At 27.5% G+C, this 16,054-nt stretch carries 19 protein-coding genes and 1 riboswitch; of the genes, 4 read left to right on the top strand and 15 right to left on the bottom strand.

Translation table 4 applies throughout. The annotated features are described in order from the left end of the window. Nucleotides 1–650 precede the first annotated feature (650 nt). The 3 genes from ACFEL4_RS00815 to ACFEL4_RS00805 form a co-directional block, all read right to left on the bottom strand. Nucleotides 651–1,286 carry a viroplasmin family protein gene (locus ACFEL4_RS00815; RefSeq protein ID WP_375317705.1) on the bottom strand — a complete coding sequence of 212 codons (636 nt, stop codon included), beginning with the start codon at nucleotides 1,284–1,286 and terminating at the stop codon, nucleotides 651–653. 5 nt (nucleotides 1,287–1,291) lie between these two features. Further along, the gene (locus tag ACFEL4_RS00810; protein WP_375317704.1) at nucleotides 1,292–1,660 is read right to left on the bottom strand and encodes a hypothetical protein; all 369 of its coding nucleotides are present in this window, start codon (nucleotides 1,658–1,660) and stop codon (nucleotides 1,292–1,294) included. Between the two features lie 355 nt (nucleotides 1,661–2,015). Then, nucleotides 2,016–2,315 (bottom strand): hypothetical protein, encoded by a 300-nt coding sequence (locus tag ACFEL4_RS00805; protein WP_375317703.1) that lies wholly within the window; start codon nucleotides 2,313–2,315, stop codon nucleotides 2,016–2,018. 461 nt (nucleotides 2,316–2,776) lie between these two features. Further along, a riboswitch (cobalamin riboswitch) is annotated at nucleotides 2,777–2,945 on the top strand. Between the two features lie 211 nt (nucleotides 2,946–3,156). On the opposite strand from ACFEL4_RS00805, the gene nrdF reads away from it, so the two are divergent. From nrdF to ACFEL4_RS00790, 3 genes are all read left to right on the top strand, one after another. Further along, entirely contained in the window at nucleotides 3,157–4,176 is a 1,020-nt protein-coding gene (gene nrdF, locus ACFEL4_RS00800; RefSeq protein ID WP_308150076.1) for a class 1b ribonucleoside-diphosphate reductase subunit beta, read from the top strand. Between the two features lie 19 nt (nucleotides 4,177–4,195). Continuing rightward, a complete protein-coding gene (gene nrdE, locus ACFEL4_RS00795) occupies nucleotides 4,196–6,811 on the top strand; it encodes a class 1b ribonucleoside-diphosphate reductase subunit alpha (RefSeq protein WP_375317702.1) in 2,616 nt (871 codons plus the stop codon). A 142-nt stretch (nucleotides 6,812–6,953) separates the two neighbouring features. Further along, complete coding sequence (locus ACFEL4_RS00790) at nucleotides 6,954–7,442, top strand: hypothetical protein (RefSeq protein WP_375317701.1); 489 nt, start codon at nucleotides 6,954–6,956, stop codon at nucleotides 7,440–7,442. A gap of 96 nt (nucleotides 7,443–7,538) precedes the next feature. On the opposite strand, the gene ACFEL4_RS00785 is transcribed toward ACFEL4_RS00790, so the two are convergent. The 10 genes from ACFEL4_RS00785 to ACFEL4_RS00740 all read right to left on the bottom strand — a co-directional run bounded on the left by ACFEL4_RS00785 (nucleotide 7,539) and on the right by ACFEL4_RS00740 (nucleotide 14,990). Continuing rightward, on the bottom strand, nucleotides 7,539–8,444 hold the full coding sequence (locus ACFEL4_RS00785) for a hypothetical protein (protein WP_375317700.1): 906 nt from the start codon (nucleotides 8,442–8,444) through the stop codon (nucleotides 7,539–7,541). Next, nucleotides 8,444–9,265, bottom strand: coding sequence for a hypothetical protein (locus tag ACFEL4_RS00780; RefSeq protein ID WP_375317699.1), 822 nt, complete (start codon nucleotides 9,263–9,265; stop codon nucleotides 8,444–8,446). The genes ACFEL4_RS00785 and ACFEL4_RS00780 overlap by 1 nt, the downstream gene beginning before the upstream one ends. After that, nucleotides 9,234–9,515, bottom strand: a complete 282-nt coding sequence (locus ACFEL4_RS00775; protein WP_375317299.1) for a hypothetical protein — start codon at nucleotides 9,513–9,515, stop codon at nucleotides 9,234–9,236. Before ACFEL4_RS00775 ends, ACFEL4_RS00780 begins: the two co-directional genes overlap by 32 nt. 2 nt (nucleotides 9,516–9,517) lie before the next feature. Then, complete coding sequence (locus tag ACFEL4_RS00770) at nucleotides 9,518–9,982, bottom strand: hypothetical protein (protein ID WP_375317698.1); 465 nt, start codon at nucleotides 9,980–9,982, stop codon at nucleotides 9,518–9,520. Between the two features lie 69 nt (nucleotides 9,983–10,051). Further along, the gene (locus ACFEL4_RS00765; RefSeq protein WP_375317697.1) at nucleotides 10,052–10,873 is read right to left on the bottom strand and encodes an IS1595 family transposase; all 822 of its coding nucleotides are present in this window, start codon (nucleotides 10,871–10,873) and stop codon (nucleotides 10,052–10,054) included. A gap of 176 nt (nucleotides 10,874–11,049) precedes the next feature. Then, nucleotides 11,050–11,220: a hypothetical protein gene (locus ACFEL4_RS00760; protein WP_375317696.1), complete on the bottom strand. Its 171-nt coding sequence runs from the start codon at nucleotides 11,218–11,220 to the stop codon at nucleotides 11,050–11,052. Between the two features lie 56 nt (nucleotides 11,221–11,276). Further along, nucleotides 11,277–11,924, bottom strand: a complete 648-nt coding sequence (locus tag ACFEL4_RS00755) for a hypothetical protein (protein ID WP_375317695.1) — start codon at nucleotides 11,922–11,924, stop codon at nucleotides 11,277–11,279. Between the two features lie 93 nt (nucleotides 11,925–12,017). Continuing rightward, entirely contained in the window at nucleotides 12,018–14,402 is a 2,385-nt protein-coding gene (gene secA / locus ACFEL4_RS00750; RefSeq protein ID WP_375317694.1) for a preprotein translocase subunit SecA, read from the bottom strand. Between the two features lie 155 nt (nucleotides 14,403–14,557). Next, nucleotides 14,558–14,851: a DNA alkylation repair protein gene (locus ACFEL4_RS00745; protein WP_375317693.1), complete on the bottom strand. Its 294-nt coding sequence runs from the start codon at nucleotides 14,849–14,851 to the stop codon at nucleotides 14,558–14,560. Next, nucleotides 14,829–14,990, bottom strand: a complete 162-nt coding sequence (locus tag ACFEL4_RS00740) for a hypothetical protein (protein ID WP_375317692.1) — start codon at nucleotides 14,988–14,990, stop codon at nucleotides 14,829–14,831. Before ACFEL4_RS00740 ends, ACFEL4_RS00745 begins: the two co-directional genes overlap by 23 nt. Before the next feature lie 121 nt (nucleotides 14,991–15,111). Between ACFEL4_RS00740 and ACFEL4_RS00735 the strand changes: the two genes are divergently transcribed. Next, nucleotides 15,112–15,240 (top strand): hypothetical protein, encoded by a 129-nt coding sequence (locus ACFEL4_RS00735; RefSeq protein ID WP_375317691.1) that lies wholly within the window; start codon nucleotides 15,112–15,114, stop codon nucleotides 15,238–15,240. Here the strand turns inward: ACFEL4_RS00735 and ACFEL4_RS00730 are convergent. Together ACFEL4_RS00730 and ACFEL4_RS00725 are read right to left on the bottom strand one after the other, a co-directional pair. Next, nucleotides 15,232–15,621 (bottom strand): IS1595 family transposase, encoded by a 390-nt coding sequence (locus ACFEL4_RS00730; RefSeq protein WP_375316929.1) that lies wholly within the window; start codon nucleotides 15,619–15,621, stop codon nucleotides 15,232–15,234. The two genes, ACFEL4_RS00735 and ACFEL4_RS00730, sit on opposite strands and share 9 nt — an antisense overlap. Next, a complete protein-coding gene (locus ACFEL4_RS00725; protein WP_375317690.1) occupies nucleotides 15,516–16,052 on the bottom strand; it encodes a hypothetical protein in 537 nt (178 codons plus the stop codon). The genes ACFEL4_RS00730 and ACFEL4_RS00725 overlap by 106 nt, the downstream gene beginning before the upstream one ends. Nucleotides 16,053–16,054 lie beyond the last annotated feature (2 nt).

Here is a 16,054-nt window from a genome sequence, read left to right as displayed (position 1 = left end):
TCAATAATAAAACATTTAAAAAGAATATAATATTAAACTTGATAATAATTAAATGATTTTGAAGTTAAAATTTTAACAACTTCTCTTTTTGATAAAACTACAGCATTAGTGACTCTTTTAGTGTTAGGATTATATAGTCTTACCTGTTTTTCTCTTGGTCAATAGCCTACTACAACGAGGTATTCCACTTAAATTCAGTACCTGGTATTGAAAAATAACTTTTAAATAAAACAAAAAGTCAGAAAACATGCAGATTTTGTCCTTCATTAACATAATATTTTAATCTTTCTATTTTATTTTATACCAAAAGTATAGCATAATTATTATTTTTTATATATAAGTATGGTTTTTCTTTTTGCGTGAAAAAACTAATAAACTGTTATTTTAACCTTAGGTTAAGACATAATCAAAAGATAACAACATTCCTGAAAAAATCTTTTTGATAGTTTTTGAATATACTATAAAAATTTAATGGAGTCATATACTCTCCTTATCAAATATAATTAGTTTGAAAATAAAAACTAGATAGGATGAGAAATATATGACTCCATTAAATTTTACAATAGATTCTGAAATAATTAAAAAATTTCTTTAGATAAAAAACATTAAAAACTATAAAAAATATTATTAATTAAATTGCAAATAAACATCTATTTAATAATTTCTGAAACATGAGGTAAATTAAAAGCTTTTCATGCTAAACTATCTGCTTCATCGTTTAAAACATTACCGGAATGCCCTTTAACTCATTTAAAATAAATGTTTACATCTTTAGCAGCTTTATCATAAAATGCTTTATAAGCTTTAGTTTCTGGTTTTGTGGTTTTTCACTCACCAGTACATCATTTTTTAATACCATCATAATCATGACAAATAAGCAATGATTTCACATTATTTTTTAAAGCTAACTGCATAGCTTTTTGCGCACCCATAATTTCACCAGCAACATTTCTTAATTTTACTCAATTCTCATCATTAAATTTTTCACAATAAGTAGTTTTTTTACCTTTGTTAATAAAAACTAATCCATATGAAAATTGGTTTAGTTCTTCATTAAAACTCCCATCAGTATAAGCAACTACTTCATAATGATGATTATAACTTGGTTGATTGTGGGAAATTGGAGATGGTTTGGTATCATCTATGTACCCTTGAGCATCAGTTGCATTATCAAATCGTTTGTATTGTGCTCCAGAGAAGCCACTTACTTGTTCTAAACATTCTTCTCATGTTTTATAGATTCCAATTCTACGACCTTTTTTTACTGCATAAAATTTATTTGCCATCTTAGTTACTCCTTTTCTACTTCTTCTTGATTAATACTATTTAAATTAGCGTTTTTTGTGATTAATCCTAATTTAAATTTAAATTGCTTCTTTAATTCTTCCATTTCTTTTTCCAAATTAGCTATTATATTTTCTTGTTGCTTATACCTTTGTATATTTATGTCTAAGCCAAGATTTTCTTTAATTTCCATTTCTTGAACTTTGGTAAAGAATGTACTGTTTTTATTTAAAACTATGGGTTGATTTGCAAAATCTTTTCAAATATCAGTAATTTCATTAAATTTAATTGTCCTACAATAAATTGGTCTTATATGTTGAATTTGATTATCAATTTTTATTTTAAAGTAATCATGATGACTTGATTCAGTTGTCATTAATTGTACTTTTACATGACTGGGATAAGATTTAATAACAATTGCTGGACGGTATTTTTGTGTATTAGAATCTGTACCAATATCGCCTTGAATACAAACTCTAATTCCTGTTCCTTTTTGTAATTTTCTTCATTGTTTTTTGTCATTATTTTCTCCTAATAGTTGACTTTTAATTTACATAATATATACTTATATATGTAAGAGAGAATAAGCTCTCGAGTTCCCAACCCTAGCTGTTGGGGTTTTGATTTTTAAATTGCTCATTTAACTACTCCTCTTCTACTTCTTCTTGATTAATACTATTTAAAATAATGTCTTTTTCAATTAAACCTAATTTAAATCTAAGTTGATTATTTTAGATTTTTAAAATATTAATTTGTTCTTCTAATTGATAAATATCTTTTTCTAAATTCTTAATTTTAAAATAAGGATTTTGTTCAAAAGTAAAACTAACAAATTTAGATATTAATCCTTGCTGTTCTTTACTATTTAATTGATAAACATCATTTGTTGAATAATCAACCCATTTAGATTTTAAAAATATAGTTTCAACTTTTTCAATTCCACTTGAGTAAAAATATCCAGTAACATTATTTATTTTTAAAATGAAGGGATTTTCATTTTTTTTAAATCTATTTGAGTGGTTCCATATCAAACCAAAGCATTTTTATTTTTAAATTTTAACAAAATAGAAGGTCTACCTTTTTTATGATCTAAATTATTGGAACGATGTAAAGTATAAACGTGCATACTTTTATAAATAATTTTTGACATTTTAAATCCTTTCAAGTTTACATGTGCAATTACTTATAAATATCTTAATATTTTATCAATATAAAATATTAGTTATGTTACAATAATTATGTACAGTTTCATTATTCATGTTCTCCTGTACTTGATATGGCAAAGCAGTTATGTGTGATGTCTTGCTGGGTAACCAAACCTAGTGCAAAACAGATAATTAGAACCGCAAGGTTCTTTTTTTATTTTATAATTTCATTCAAAAACCCACATGTAATCTATTAAATCTTATCATATCATTATCCTATTTTATGAAAAAACAAAATGTTTTTAATTTACATTTCCATTTTTTGTAGTATGATATTCTTACAACTAAATAAACCTAAAACTTTAGATGTTCGGGAAAAGGGTGAGAATCCCTTGCTGTCCCAGCAACTGTAATGCTGATGAACGTTATATAACCATTGAAGATAAATCTCTTTGAGAAGGGTAACTAGTAAAATGAAGCTAAGCCAGTAGACCGGTCTAAATTTTTAAATAGTAGTTATTCCTGGGGATGAATCAACGATTGTTATAGTAACGATATTTTCATACTTTAATAGTAAAAAAAATGTATCTTTATTTTTAATAATTAATGATAAATTTGTGCAAACACCGACAGGAAACTTAGGTGTTTTTTAGTTCTTTTTTCTCTTATATAGGGGTTATTAAATATCAAACTGTATTAATTTATTTATAAATGAAAGGAAAAATATATGACAAAAGGCAATAAATATTATCAAAAATCATTATCACCTTTAGCATATGCTATGAATAATTTTCAAGGAAAAATGCGTTCTATAAATTGAAATGTTATTAATGATGATAAAGATTTAGAAGTATGAACTAGAATTACACAAAACTTTTGATTACCAGAAAAAATTCCTGTATCAAATGATTTAACATCTTGAAGAACATTAAGTCCAGAATGGCAACAACTCATAACACGAACTTTTACTGGTTTAACATTATTAGATACTATTCAAGCAACAGTTGGTGATACAGCCCAAATTCCTAACTCATTAACTGACCATGAACAAGTTATTTATGCTAATTTTGCTTTTATGGTTGGTGTTCATGCACGATCATATGGAACAATATTTTCAACGCTATGTTCAAGTGAACAAATTGAAGAAGCACATGAATGAGTTATTAATACAAAAAGTTTACAAGCTCGTGCTCGTGTTTTAATTCCTTACTATGTTGGTGATGATGCTTTAAAATCAAAAGTAGCTGCATCACTTATGCCTGGTTTTTTACTATATGGTGGATTTTACTTACCCTTTTATTTATCAGCACGTGGAAAATTATCAAATACCTCAGATATTATTAGATTAATTTTAAGAGATAAAGTTATCCATAATTATTATAGTGGTTACAAATATCAAAGAAAAATTGAAAAATTACCATTTGAAAAACAAGTAGCAATGAAAAAATTCGTATTTGATTTGTTATTTGAATTAATAGAATTAGAAAAAACTTATTTACTAGAACTTTATGAAGGATTTGGTTTAGCTGATGATGCTATTAAATTCAGTCTATATAATGCTGGTAAATTTTTACAAAACTTAGGTTATGATTCACCATTTACAGAAGAAGAAACAAGAATTAAACCAGAAATATTTACCCAATTATCAGCCAGGGCAGATGAAAATCATGATTTTTTTTCGGGAAATGGTTCATCTTATGTGATGGGGGTAACAGAAGAAACAACCGATGAAGATTGAGAATTTTAATTAAAAAGGAGAACAAAAAATGCATGATGATGTTATAAAAGTTTCAAATGAAAACATAGTAAAACCAATTGGTGAAATTCATCTAGTTTATTTTTCATCACTTTCAAACAATACTCACAGATTTATTCAAAAATTAGAAATACTAAATTCACGAATTCCTTGTGATTTAGAGGAAGAAATTGAAGTTAATAAAGACTATGTTTTAATAACACCAACATATAGTGGTGGCGGCGATATAAAAGATGGTGCTGTTCCCAAACAAGTAATTAAATTTTTAAATAATAAACAAAATCGTAATTTTTGTCGTGGTGTCATTGCTTCTGGTAATACTAATTTTGGTGAAACATTTGCGATTGCTGGACCAATCATTTCTAAAAAGTTAAATGTTCCTTTGCTTTATCAATTTGAATTATTAGGAACCCAACATAACGTTAATAACATTAAAGATATTTTAATTAATTTTTGAGGAAAAAATACTAATAATAAAGAAAAAAAAGAAATAACAAATACCCTAGATTCTGAAGCATACATTACTCTTAATGCTCAAGCAAAACTTTTTACTAAAGGCCAAGACAATTTTCAACTTGATATTGTTGCTGCAAAATCATATATGGAACATCATGTTATTCCTAACTCAAAAAAATTTAAAAATACTAAAGAAAGAATTGAATACTTAGTTACAAATCAATACTACGACGAACAACTAATTAATAAATATACGATGGAAGAAATTGAACAATTAACTAAGTATGCTTATGAATTTAAACATGAATTTCCTAGTTTTATGGGTGCTTTGAAATTTTATAATGCTTATGGTTTAAAAAGCTTTGATGGTAAACAATATTTAGAACATTACGAAGAACGTGTTGTTATGAATGCATTATTTTTTGGTGATGGAAATATTAAAAAAGCTCAAGCAATTCAAAAGCAAATGATGTTAGGTAGATTTCAACCTGCCACACCAACATTTTTAAATGCTGGCAAAAAACAACGTGGTGAATATGTATCTTGTTATTTATTGCGAGTTGAAGACAATATGGAATCAATCGGTCGTGCTATTACAAGTTCTTTGCAACTCTCAAAACGTGGTGGCGGTGTTGCTTTATGTTTAACAAATTTAAGAGAATTTGGAGCCCCCATTAAAAATATTGAAAATCAAGCAACAGGAGTTATTCCAGTTATGAAAATTTTAGAAGATTCATTTTCCTATGCCAATCAATTAGGACAAAGACAAGGTGCAGGTGCTGTTTATCTAAATGTTCATCACCCAGATATTATGCTATTTTTAGATACAAAACGTGAAAATGCAGATGAAAAAATTAGAATTAAATCACTATCACTAGGAATTGTCATTACTGATATTACTTTTGAATTAGCTAAAAATAATGAAAAAATGGCGCTTTTTAGTCCCTATGATATTCAAAAAGTTTATGGCAAACCAATGACTGATATCGCTATTACTAAAGAATATTACAATATGTTAAACAATCCGCAAATTAAAAAAACTTTTATTAGTGCTCGAAAATTATTTCAAACAATTGCTGAATTGCATTTTGAAAGTGGTTATCCTTATTTATTATTTGATGATACAGTAAATAATCGTAATGCCCATCCCGGAAGAATTGTGATGAGCAATTTATGCAGCGAAATTGTCCAAGTAAGTTCTGCTAGTGAATTTAATGCTGATTTAAGTTTTAAAAAAATTGGTGATGATATTTGTTGTAATTTGGGAAGTGTCAATATTGCTAAAATGATGGAAAGTGGTGAAGAATTTTCACAAACAATATATGATGCCATCTATTCATTAGACCATGTTTCACGAAATAGTGATTTTGCTAGTGTTCCTTCTATTCAACAGGGTAATAGTAAAAATCATGCTGTTGGATTAGGTGCTATGAATTTACATGGTTTCTTAGCAACAAATCATATTTTTTATAATTCCAAAGCAGCAGTTGATTTTACAAATATTTTTTTCTATGCAATGGCATTTCATGCTTTTAAAGCATCAAATAAACTAGCAATTAATGTTGGTGCTTTTCATGGATTTAAAAATTCAAAATTTGCTGATGGTTCATATTTTGATAAATATACTAAATGCGAGAAGGAAAAATGAACACCAGAAACAAAAATAATTAAAGAACTATTCACCAAGTATAATATTAAAATCCCTTCACAAGCAGATTGACAATCGCTAGTTGCAGATATTAAAAAAATAGGAATTGCTAATTCACATTTGATGGCTATTGCTCCAACTGGTTCAATTAGTTACTTATCTTCTTGTTCTGCTAGTTTACAACCTGTTGTTGCACCAGTTGAAGTCAGAAAAGAAGGTAAATTAGGGAGAGTTTATGTACCTGCTTATAAAATTAATTTTGAAAATAAAAAATATTATATGTTAGGAGCGTATGAAGTGGGACCAGATGCCATCATTGATATCGTAGCAACAGCACAACAACATATTGATCAAGCAATATCATTAACCTTATTTGTGGATGGTTCAGTTACAACTCGTGATTTGAATAAAGCCTATATTAAAGCTTTTAAACAAGGGTGTTCATCTATTTACTATGTTCGTGTCCGACAAGAAGTTTTACAAAACAGTGAAAATTATGAATGCGATGCTTGTATTATATAAGAAAGGAAAGCAAAAAAATGAAAAAATTTTACAAAATTATAGCAATATTTTTAACAACTAGCTTACCAGTTTTAAATGTTTTAGCTTGTGACAATGATACCAAAAACATAAAACCAATGATTGCTGAATCTTGGGTAGAAAAATGATTCAAGAACAATCAACAACATCCACAATTGGGTATGACCATTATTTCTTAACTAATAAAACTAATGATGATGATAGTTTTAATCAACATGATTGAATTGATTTAGATAGTAAATCAGAAATGTATATTTACTTGCCTGATGTTAATAATATTAAAGATGCTATTTCACTACTAACACTTACAGATAGTGCCAAAACTATAAATTTACCTAATCCTATTAGTTGAAAACAAGTTAATAATACTACTTACACCAATAATAATTTCATTACTGAAGATACTTCTGTTGGTACTAGTAGTTTAATGGATAGTGAAAAATTTAATCAAATTTTAGCTAGTAATAAAAGTAAAACTTGAACTAATAAAGAAATGAATAAGGCTTTTCTCCCTTTATGTACTATTTTTAAATTTTATCACATAAATGCTGAGAAAAGCCATTTTAATTTTATCAATATGAGTACTATTTTTATTAAATCAAATCTTATTTAATCTTTTATATTCTTTATTATCTTTACTTAATGGATTAATAGTATTTCATATACCAATTGGTTTAATTGGTTTATCTAATTCAATAATAATTACCACCTACTTTCATGTTTTATATTTACTTTTATTTTTATAAATAGAAATGCCAATATTTTTATTTAAATTATTAGTTTTATGAAAAGTTAAATATTCTTTTCTTTCTACTCTTCATGCTCTACTACCTAATTCAGTTTTTGGTAATGTTTTAAATTCTTTAAGTTTAAAAAATCCACGTTCTAATCTATTAATAAATGCAGTTGTTTTTAATACATTAATATTCGTTGATTTAAGCACATTATAACGTTGTTTACCTTTACTAATACCTTTCTGTTCTTTAAGTTGTTTCTTAACATATTTACGTATCTGTGATGGTAAAAAACCCCTTAAAAAATATCTTCAAAATATTGTTCCAGCACCACTACCATTTTTACCTTTTTGAACTTTCATTAAGTTTCAAGTTTCTTCACTTACATTAGGATAAGTATATGGTCCATATCAACGTTTATTTTTACTTGTATCACTTTGTATTAATACTTGTAATAAACCTAATTTTAATGATTTATTAGATTTATAAAAATTACCTTTTTTTAATCATGAACTAGATAATACTACTCAACCTTTTTCATCTTTATTATTAGTTTCTTCTATATCTTTATCATTTAAATCTTTAGTATTATCTTTTAATAAATTATTAATTTTTTTAGCAGGATTAACAAATAATTTATTTAATTCATTTTTTAAAATAGTTAATTCATTAGATTTTAATATAGATAATAATTTTTTAGCAATATTTGGATTAAAAGTGGAATATGGTTGGTCAAGTTCTTCTTCACTAACATTTTCACTATCTAAAACTGCTTTTAATCCTGTATCTTTACTATAATTTTTTAATAAACTAACAATTAATACACGAATATCATCACTTGCTAATGCTGAGTATATAAGTCTAATAATTAAAGGTAACATTATAAACTCATATGGTTATAATCTCAATTTAATGAAGCATTATCATGATTTAATGGTACTTCACTCATATTATCACTACCATATTGACTAGATGTTTCACTATTAATAGTAAATCTATTATCATTAATTAATCTTGCAGTTTCATTATTAAATGGTGTTTCTTGCATTTCTTGGTTATGATGTGTAATTTCAATAGGTAGTAAATTATGGATAATTTCAGAAGCACCAGCAACTATGGTAGGTACTGCATAAGCATTATTAAAATCATTATTAATACCCATTGCAACACCACTTGAAATCAAACATCCACCATTTGCCATATTTGCTACTTTACGAATAGTTTCAAATCTATTAGGTATTAATTCAGTAATTCCTGCCATAAGATTTGAAATACCATAAACATTTAATGAAATATAAGTATCTCAATCCATTAAATGATTATCATTATTAACTAATAATACATTATCTGGAAATGGGTCTACTGTTGTTGTAGTTATTGGATTTTCAGTTGGATTTGGATTAATAGAAGAGTTAGTAAATTTACTATAATTTACTAACCCAATTATTCCTAAACCTAATAATATTTTTTTAGAACTATTAATTAGTTTAGTTTTAGCAGAAGGTCTTTGATTTAAATTTCAAATATCTAAACCTAATTTTTTACCAAATAATAAACTATTAATTGAACCTAATATTGGATTACCTATTAATTGACCATAATAAGCACTAGTTCCAATCATTGCTGAAATTGGACTTATACCAGTTCTCATTAATTTAGTTAGTGTATAGTTATTTGATTGTGTATTCTCAACATGTGGCATTTTTAACATCCTTTAAATTAGTTTGTTTTTTAACTTGAATTCTAACTGTTCCTTGACAATTTATATTATCTCCAACACATATAGCAAAATTATCATGAACATCACTTACTATAAAATAATCATTTCTTAATTTAGGATATTCATCTAATAAAATTGTTCTTATATCATTACTTGTAGTTAAATCTTCTGGTTTGGCTGAATAAATAGTAATATGTGCTTTTTCATCAAAATATTTATAAATATATTCCATAATTATTTTTTAGTAAATTCTAATTTTACTGTTCCATAATATTCTTTATTATTACCAGTCATAGTAGCACTTGTTGATGTAATATTACTAAATTCTGCTTTACCTTTTTCATAGCCATTATTACCAATATTTACTATTATAGTTTCTAATTCATCATTAGTAGGTATTGCACCAGCCATAGTAATTTTTCCTAAATTTTTATAATAAATTATATTTTGTAAATCTAAAATATTCATATTATCATAATCTGTTGATTGATAAGTAGCATTAACATTAGTTGGTTCTATTTTATAATTTTTTGCTCTTGCTGTTTTAATTTCATCAATTGTTGGCATTTTTTCTTGAATAATATACATTAAATCTGGTCTAATTGCACTTGGTAATGCATATAATGCTTTCCCAATAATACGAATATTATCTGTTGCATTATCTAATTTATTTCTTACTTTAGTAAATGAAATAGGCATACCTCACATATATCTGTTATAAACTACACCAAATAAATCTAATAATTTATCGGACTTCTCCCCACATTTTTAAATTAAACATAGCATTACAGTTTCAAAACTAGGTATGTTATTGAATTTATATGCAGCTTCTTTTGCATATAAATGAATATGATGTTTTGCAACTTTGATATGTGTTTTAAATGTTCTTCGTATATGTTTTCATACTGACTCAATTTGGTTGGTATTTACACCAGTTTTTGAAACATAGCCATCTTGATGGTTAACTGTTTCATGCTTAGTGAAAACCGATTTCAAATCGCGATATCCTTTTCAAGAATCAGTATGTACATCACACTTTGAAGAAATGTGGTTTATTGCAAACTGCCAAAGATTTTTACTGTTTGCGTTTTTCAATACTTTCACAATCAGATTGTTGGTTGTTTTTTCATAAATACCAACAATCAAGGTTTTGTTCAACAAGGATCTTCCTTGTTTTTTAAAACCCATATGCGAAAGATACATTTCATCCATTTGCACTATGCCCTCAACAATGAATTGAGGTTCTTGTTTAGCAATGGCACTTCGGATTTTATGACCCATTCTTCAAGCTGTTTTCAAGGTCACTCCCAATTCTTTTGCAACATCAGTTGATGTAATTCCATGTTTGGTGTTTATTCATCTAAAGATGAGATAAAACCAAGATATTAAAGGTGTTTGTGACTTTGAAAATATAGTGCCCGTGAGAATACTGAATGTTTGATGACATTTCAAACATCTCATTTTTCTTAAATTAGAAGTATTCAAATTAAAACTAGAACACCTAATACATTTGCTTTGTTTAAAACTTGCTATATATGCAAGACATTGTTTTTCAGTTTGAAAAGTATTATTGAACTCATTCAATTTCATTGTTTCCTCCACAAGTACATGTGGGGAGAAGTCCGTTAAATAATTTATAAGTGTTTTTATAAGAAAAATAAGATTTGAATATAAAAATCCTTCATAGTTATAAACTATGAAGGAAATGTATTGTTATTTATTACCCATGAATAAAAAGAATGAAAATATTAGTTTTCAAAGTTATTTTACGGTGTTTTTGGAGTTGGTCCAACCTTACTTTCACTACCTGCATCTAACACTATATTTCCTGCTTTAAATTGAACAACCATAAAATCTGTAAGCTCAACTCTCGTACTATTAACTGTTGAACCTGCTTCAATTGTAGTAAAAGTAGGAGTTTGATTAATTAAACCCATAAGTAAATTTAACTTTTTAGCCTTATCACTATTACCTATTTCAACTGGTTTGCCAGCTAATGAAGCTGCTGTGACACCAGCAGCTTCTTCAACAAATCCTGGAATATTAGTCTTAAATCCATTTTTTGAAAAGCAATATCACTCGCCAGAGCGGTATTAATAGCATCCTTAACACCAGCACCTATTTTAATACTAACAGTGTAAACAGGACCTATGTTTTCTTTATTAGTATAATTATTAAATTGTAAATCAAAAGTTCCACTAGTAATAGTAAAGTCATTTGCTGTTGGTGTTAGTTCAAGAACTGTATTTGTTGAAGTGGCCCTAATCTCCCTTATTTTTCCCGCTGAATTAAAAAGACCATCAGCAAAAGTAGAACCATAATCAGGTTGAATTTTTAAAATAGTAGTAATAAAATCAAATGACTCTTGATTTTGTGCTTGTGAAAGATCAGCACCTAAAGTTTTTAAAAGATGAGAAGCACTTACAGTTAAAACATCTCATTTCATTTCACCATTAACCGCAGGTAATTTAATCCCTTTTGTGCCATTATCAGTTGTTAATCCTAAAGTATCAGAAACTACACCATTCATAGTTGTAATCGTAGCTGTTTTAACAGGACCACAAGCAACAACCGTTGTTACAGATAAACCCGTTAAAGTAACTGCACTCAATATTCTAAATAAATTTTTCATACTTTTCACAATTTCTACCTCCTCTATATTACGTATATATGTTTTAAAAAAAAGTTTTTTTATCTACAAAAAACCTTCATAATTATGAAGGTAAGAATTATATTATCCAATTTTTGTTTTTGTTTCAACATTAGCAGCAAGTACTGTATCAAGCACATCTTGACCACCGCGAATTTGTTGTTGGTCTGGGTCAATACTATGTAACATAATAATAACTTGATGAGCAACATTAACTTTCATACGATTAAATAATTTTGATGCTTCTTCAATATAAGCTTGTAATGGGTTTAATTGGGCATAACCACGTAAGTGAATTCCTGCACGTAGTTTACTTAAACTATCAATATGATCAGTTCAATATTGATCAAAAGTTTGAAGGATAGCATTATGTTCAATTTGTCTAATAATTACTGGATTTAATTTTTCTCGTTTTTCAAGATAAAAGGTATTAGATTTATCTCTTATTAAATCAATAACGTCTTCATAACTCATGCGTTTTAATTCATCAATTTTTAAATCATCAGGTTTAATAATGCGTTTTTCAATTCCTTTAACTAACTGTTCGTAATCAACAAACTGTTCTTTACCAACTTTTTTATTAAAAATATTTAACAAATCTCTGGCTACTGTTCTATGCATACTTTTAATTAAATCTAAAAGAATCTCAGAAAGTAAAATATTATCACGTTGATGATATGTTGCTTCACGATGTTGGGCAATAACATTATCATAATCTAACAAGTTTTTACGAGCATCAAAGTTTAAACCTTCAATTTTTTGTTGTGCTCTCGTGATAGAACGTGTTAACATTTTGGATTTAATAAAATCCTCACCTAAACTGGCAAAAACTTTTTTTAATTTCTTACCACCAAAACGTAACATTAAATCATCTTCGATTGAAACATAGAAACGTGAAAATCCAGGGTCACCTTGTCTTCCAGCACGTCCTCGTAATTGACTATCAATTCTTCTTGCTTCATTTCGTTCTGTTCCTAAAACTGCAAGTCCACCAACTTCAATTACTCCCTCACCAAGTTTAATATCTGTTCCACGTCCTGCCATATTAGTAGCTAGGGTAATAGAACCTTTTTCACCAGCACGACCAATAATCTCAGCTTCACGGGCATGGTTTTTGGCGTTTAAGATTTCATGTTTAATTCCTTGTGCTTCTAACATGTTGGCAATTCGTTCTGAAACATCAACATTAGCAGTACCAATTAAAATTGGTTGTCCTTTTTCATGACGTTCTTTCACTTCAGCAATTAATGCTTTAAATTTAGCATTTAATGTAGCAAAGACATGGTCAGGCTTATCTTCACGAATAATTGGTTTATTAGTTGGTATTCTAATTACACGCATGTTATAGATTTTGACAAATTCTTCTTCTTCAGTTTTAGCAGTTCCTGTCATCCCACTTAATTTATTATATAAACGAAAGAAGTTTTGATATGTAATAGTAGCAACAGTAGTTGTTTCTTGTTGAATGGTAACATGTTCTTTTGCCTGTAACGCTTGGTGTAGCCCATCACTGTAGACACGTCCTGGCATTAAACGACCAGTAAATTGATCAACTAAAACAATTTCGCCATCTTTAATAACATACTCAACATCCAGTTTAAAGACGTGATTAGCACGTAATGCATTTTGAATATGGTGAAATAATTCAGAACTATCAATGTCAAATAGGTTTTTTAAGTTAAAAGATTTTTGCGCTTTATTAACACCACTAGTTGTTAGGGCAATTTGACGTGATTCTCAATCAATTTTATAGTCATCAGGAATTAATGTTTTAGCAAAGACATCTGTTGCTTGATATAAAGGCGTTCTATTTTTTGCGCCTCCAGAAATAATCAATGGAGTTCTTGATTCATCGATTAACACCGAGTCAGCTTCATCAATAATCGCAAAATTAAGTTGACGTTGTACTTTATCATTAAAATTTCTAGCCATATTATCACGTAAATAATCAAATCCTAACTCAGAGTTAGTTGTATAAGTTACATCTTGTAAATATGCATCACGTTTTTGTTGAGGATTATTATCACGCAAACTAACACCAATAGTAATGCCTAAAAATTCTAAAATTGGTCGGTTTAGTTCTGCATCTCTGGCAGCTAGATATTCATTAACGGTAATAACATGAACACCTTTACCACTTAAGGCATTTAAATAAATAGGCATAACTGCAGTTAAGGTTTTACCTTCACCAGTTCTCATTTCTGCAACATCACCGTTGTGTAAAACAATTCCACCAATTAACTGAACCGGATAGGGATGCATACCACTAACTCTTCGTGCAACTTCTCTAATTGTAGCAAAAGCTTCTACTAAAATATCCTCTAGTGTTTCTCCTTCTGCTATTCGTGTTTTAAAAACAACAGTTTTATTAGATAATTCTTCATCACTAAGTTTACACATAGTTTCATCAAGAACAACAATAGCTTTTACTTGTTTATTAATTTTTCGTAAAATTTTACGGTCTCACATAGATTAAATCACCATTTATTTTCTGTATTACTTTCTAATAATATTTATTACTTTTTGTAATAAAACCTTTATCATTTTAACATAAAAATTAGGAAATTTTTAGTGCTGAGACAAATTATTTTGTTTTCATTTAATTACTATACTACAATTATTAATTAGTGTTCATTAATAACGTTAATTATTTTTTTACTAACATTATTTTCTTTAACAAACTGGTAAATTTTTGTTGGATTAACACGTGCTGCATTTCGTAATGCTCATCCAATACTACGAATTAAATAAAAATTATTTGTTAATAACAATGGTTTAATTAATGTAAAAAGTAAATCAATATCAGTTTTTGTTTTAAACATTAATTGTGACTGAATAGCAATTCTTTTAATTCAATCATTTTCATCATTAATTAATTTACATAAATATTCATTTCTAACATTTTTTAGTATCATCACTACTAAAAATTAAGACTCCAAAAATATCATCAAAATAATCAGTTGCATCTCATCAAATATTATGTTTAATAATTGTTAATAATCAATTTAAATCATTAAAAGTTAAATTTTTCTTTCATCATAAATTTAAAAATTCCATAGCTTTAGGTTAAGTCTAAGATTGTGTGTAAATTTAAAAAAGTAATAAAAAATGAGCCATATACCCCTCCTTATCAAATATAATTAGTTTGAAAATAAAAACTAGATAGGATGAGAAATATATGACTCCATTAAATTTTACAATAGATTCTGAAATAATTAAAAAATTTCTTTCAAAAGAGACTAAAAATGAAGGCATAAAATTGCTTATTGAATTATTTTTCGGACTTCTCCCCACATTTTTAAATTAAACATAGCATTACAGTTTCAAAACTAGGTATGTTATTGAATTTATATGCAGCTTCTTTTGCATATAAATGAATATGATGTTTTGCAACTTTGATATGTGTTTTAAATGTTCTTCGTATATGTTTTCATACTGACTCAATTTGGTTGGTATTTACACCAGTTTTTGAAACATAGCCATCTTGATGGTTAACTGTTTCATGCTTAGTGAAAACCGATTTTAAATCGCGATATCCTTTTCAAGAATCAGTATGTACATCACACTTTGAAGAAATGTGGTTTATTGCAAACTGCAAAAGATTTTTACTGTTTGCGTTTTTCAATACTTTCACAATCAGATTGTTGGTTGTTTTTTCATAAATACCAACAATCAAGGTTTTGTTCAACAAGGATCTTCCTTGTTTTTTAAACCCATATGTGAAAGATACATTTCATCCATTTGCACTATGCCCTCAACAATGAATTGAGGTTCTTGTTTAGCAATGGCACTTCGGATTTTATGACCCATTCTTCAAGCTGTTTTCAAGGTCACTCCCAATGCTTTTGCAACATCAGTTGATGGAATTCCATGTTTGGTGTTTATTCATCTAAAGATGAGATAAAACCAAGATATTAAAGGTGTTTGTGACTTTGAAAATATAGTGCCCGTGAGAATACTGAATGTTTGATGACATTTCAAACATCTCATTTTTCTTAAATTAGAAGTATTCAAATTAAAACTAGAACACCTAATACATTTGCTTTGTTTCAAACTTGCTATATATGCAAGACATTGTTTTTCAGTTTGAAAAGTATTATTGAACTCATTCAATTTCATTG

It is taken from the genome of Spiroplasma endosymbiont of Virgichneumon dumeticola (assembly GCF_964264745.1).
GTDB lineage: Bacteria > Bacillota_I > Bacilli_A > Mycoplasmatales > VBWQ01 > Spiroplasma_E.
This window is presented reverse-complemented; position numbering and strand designations above follow the sequence as displayed.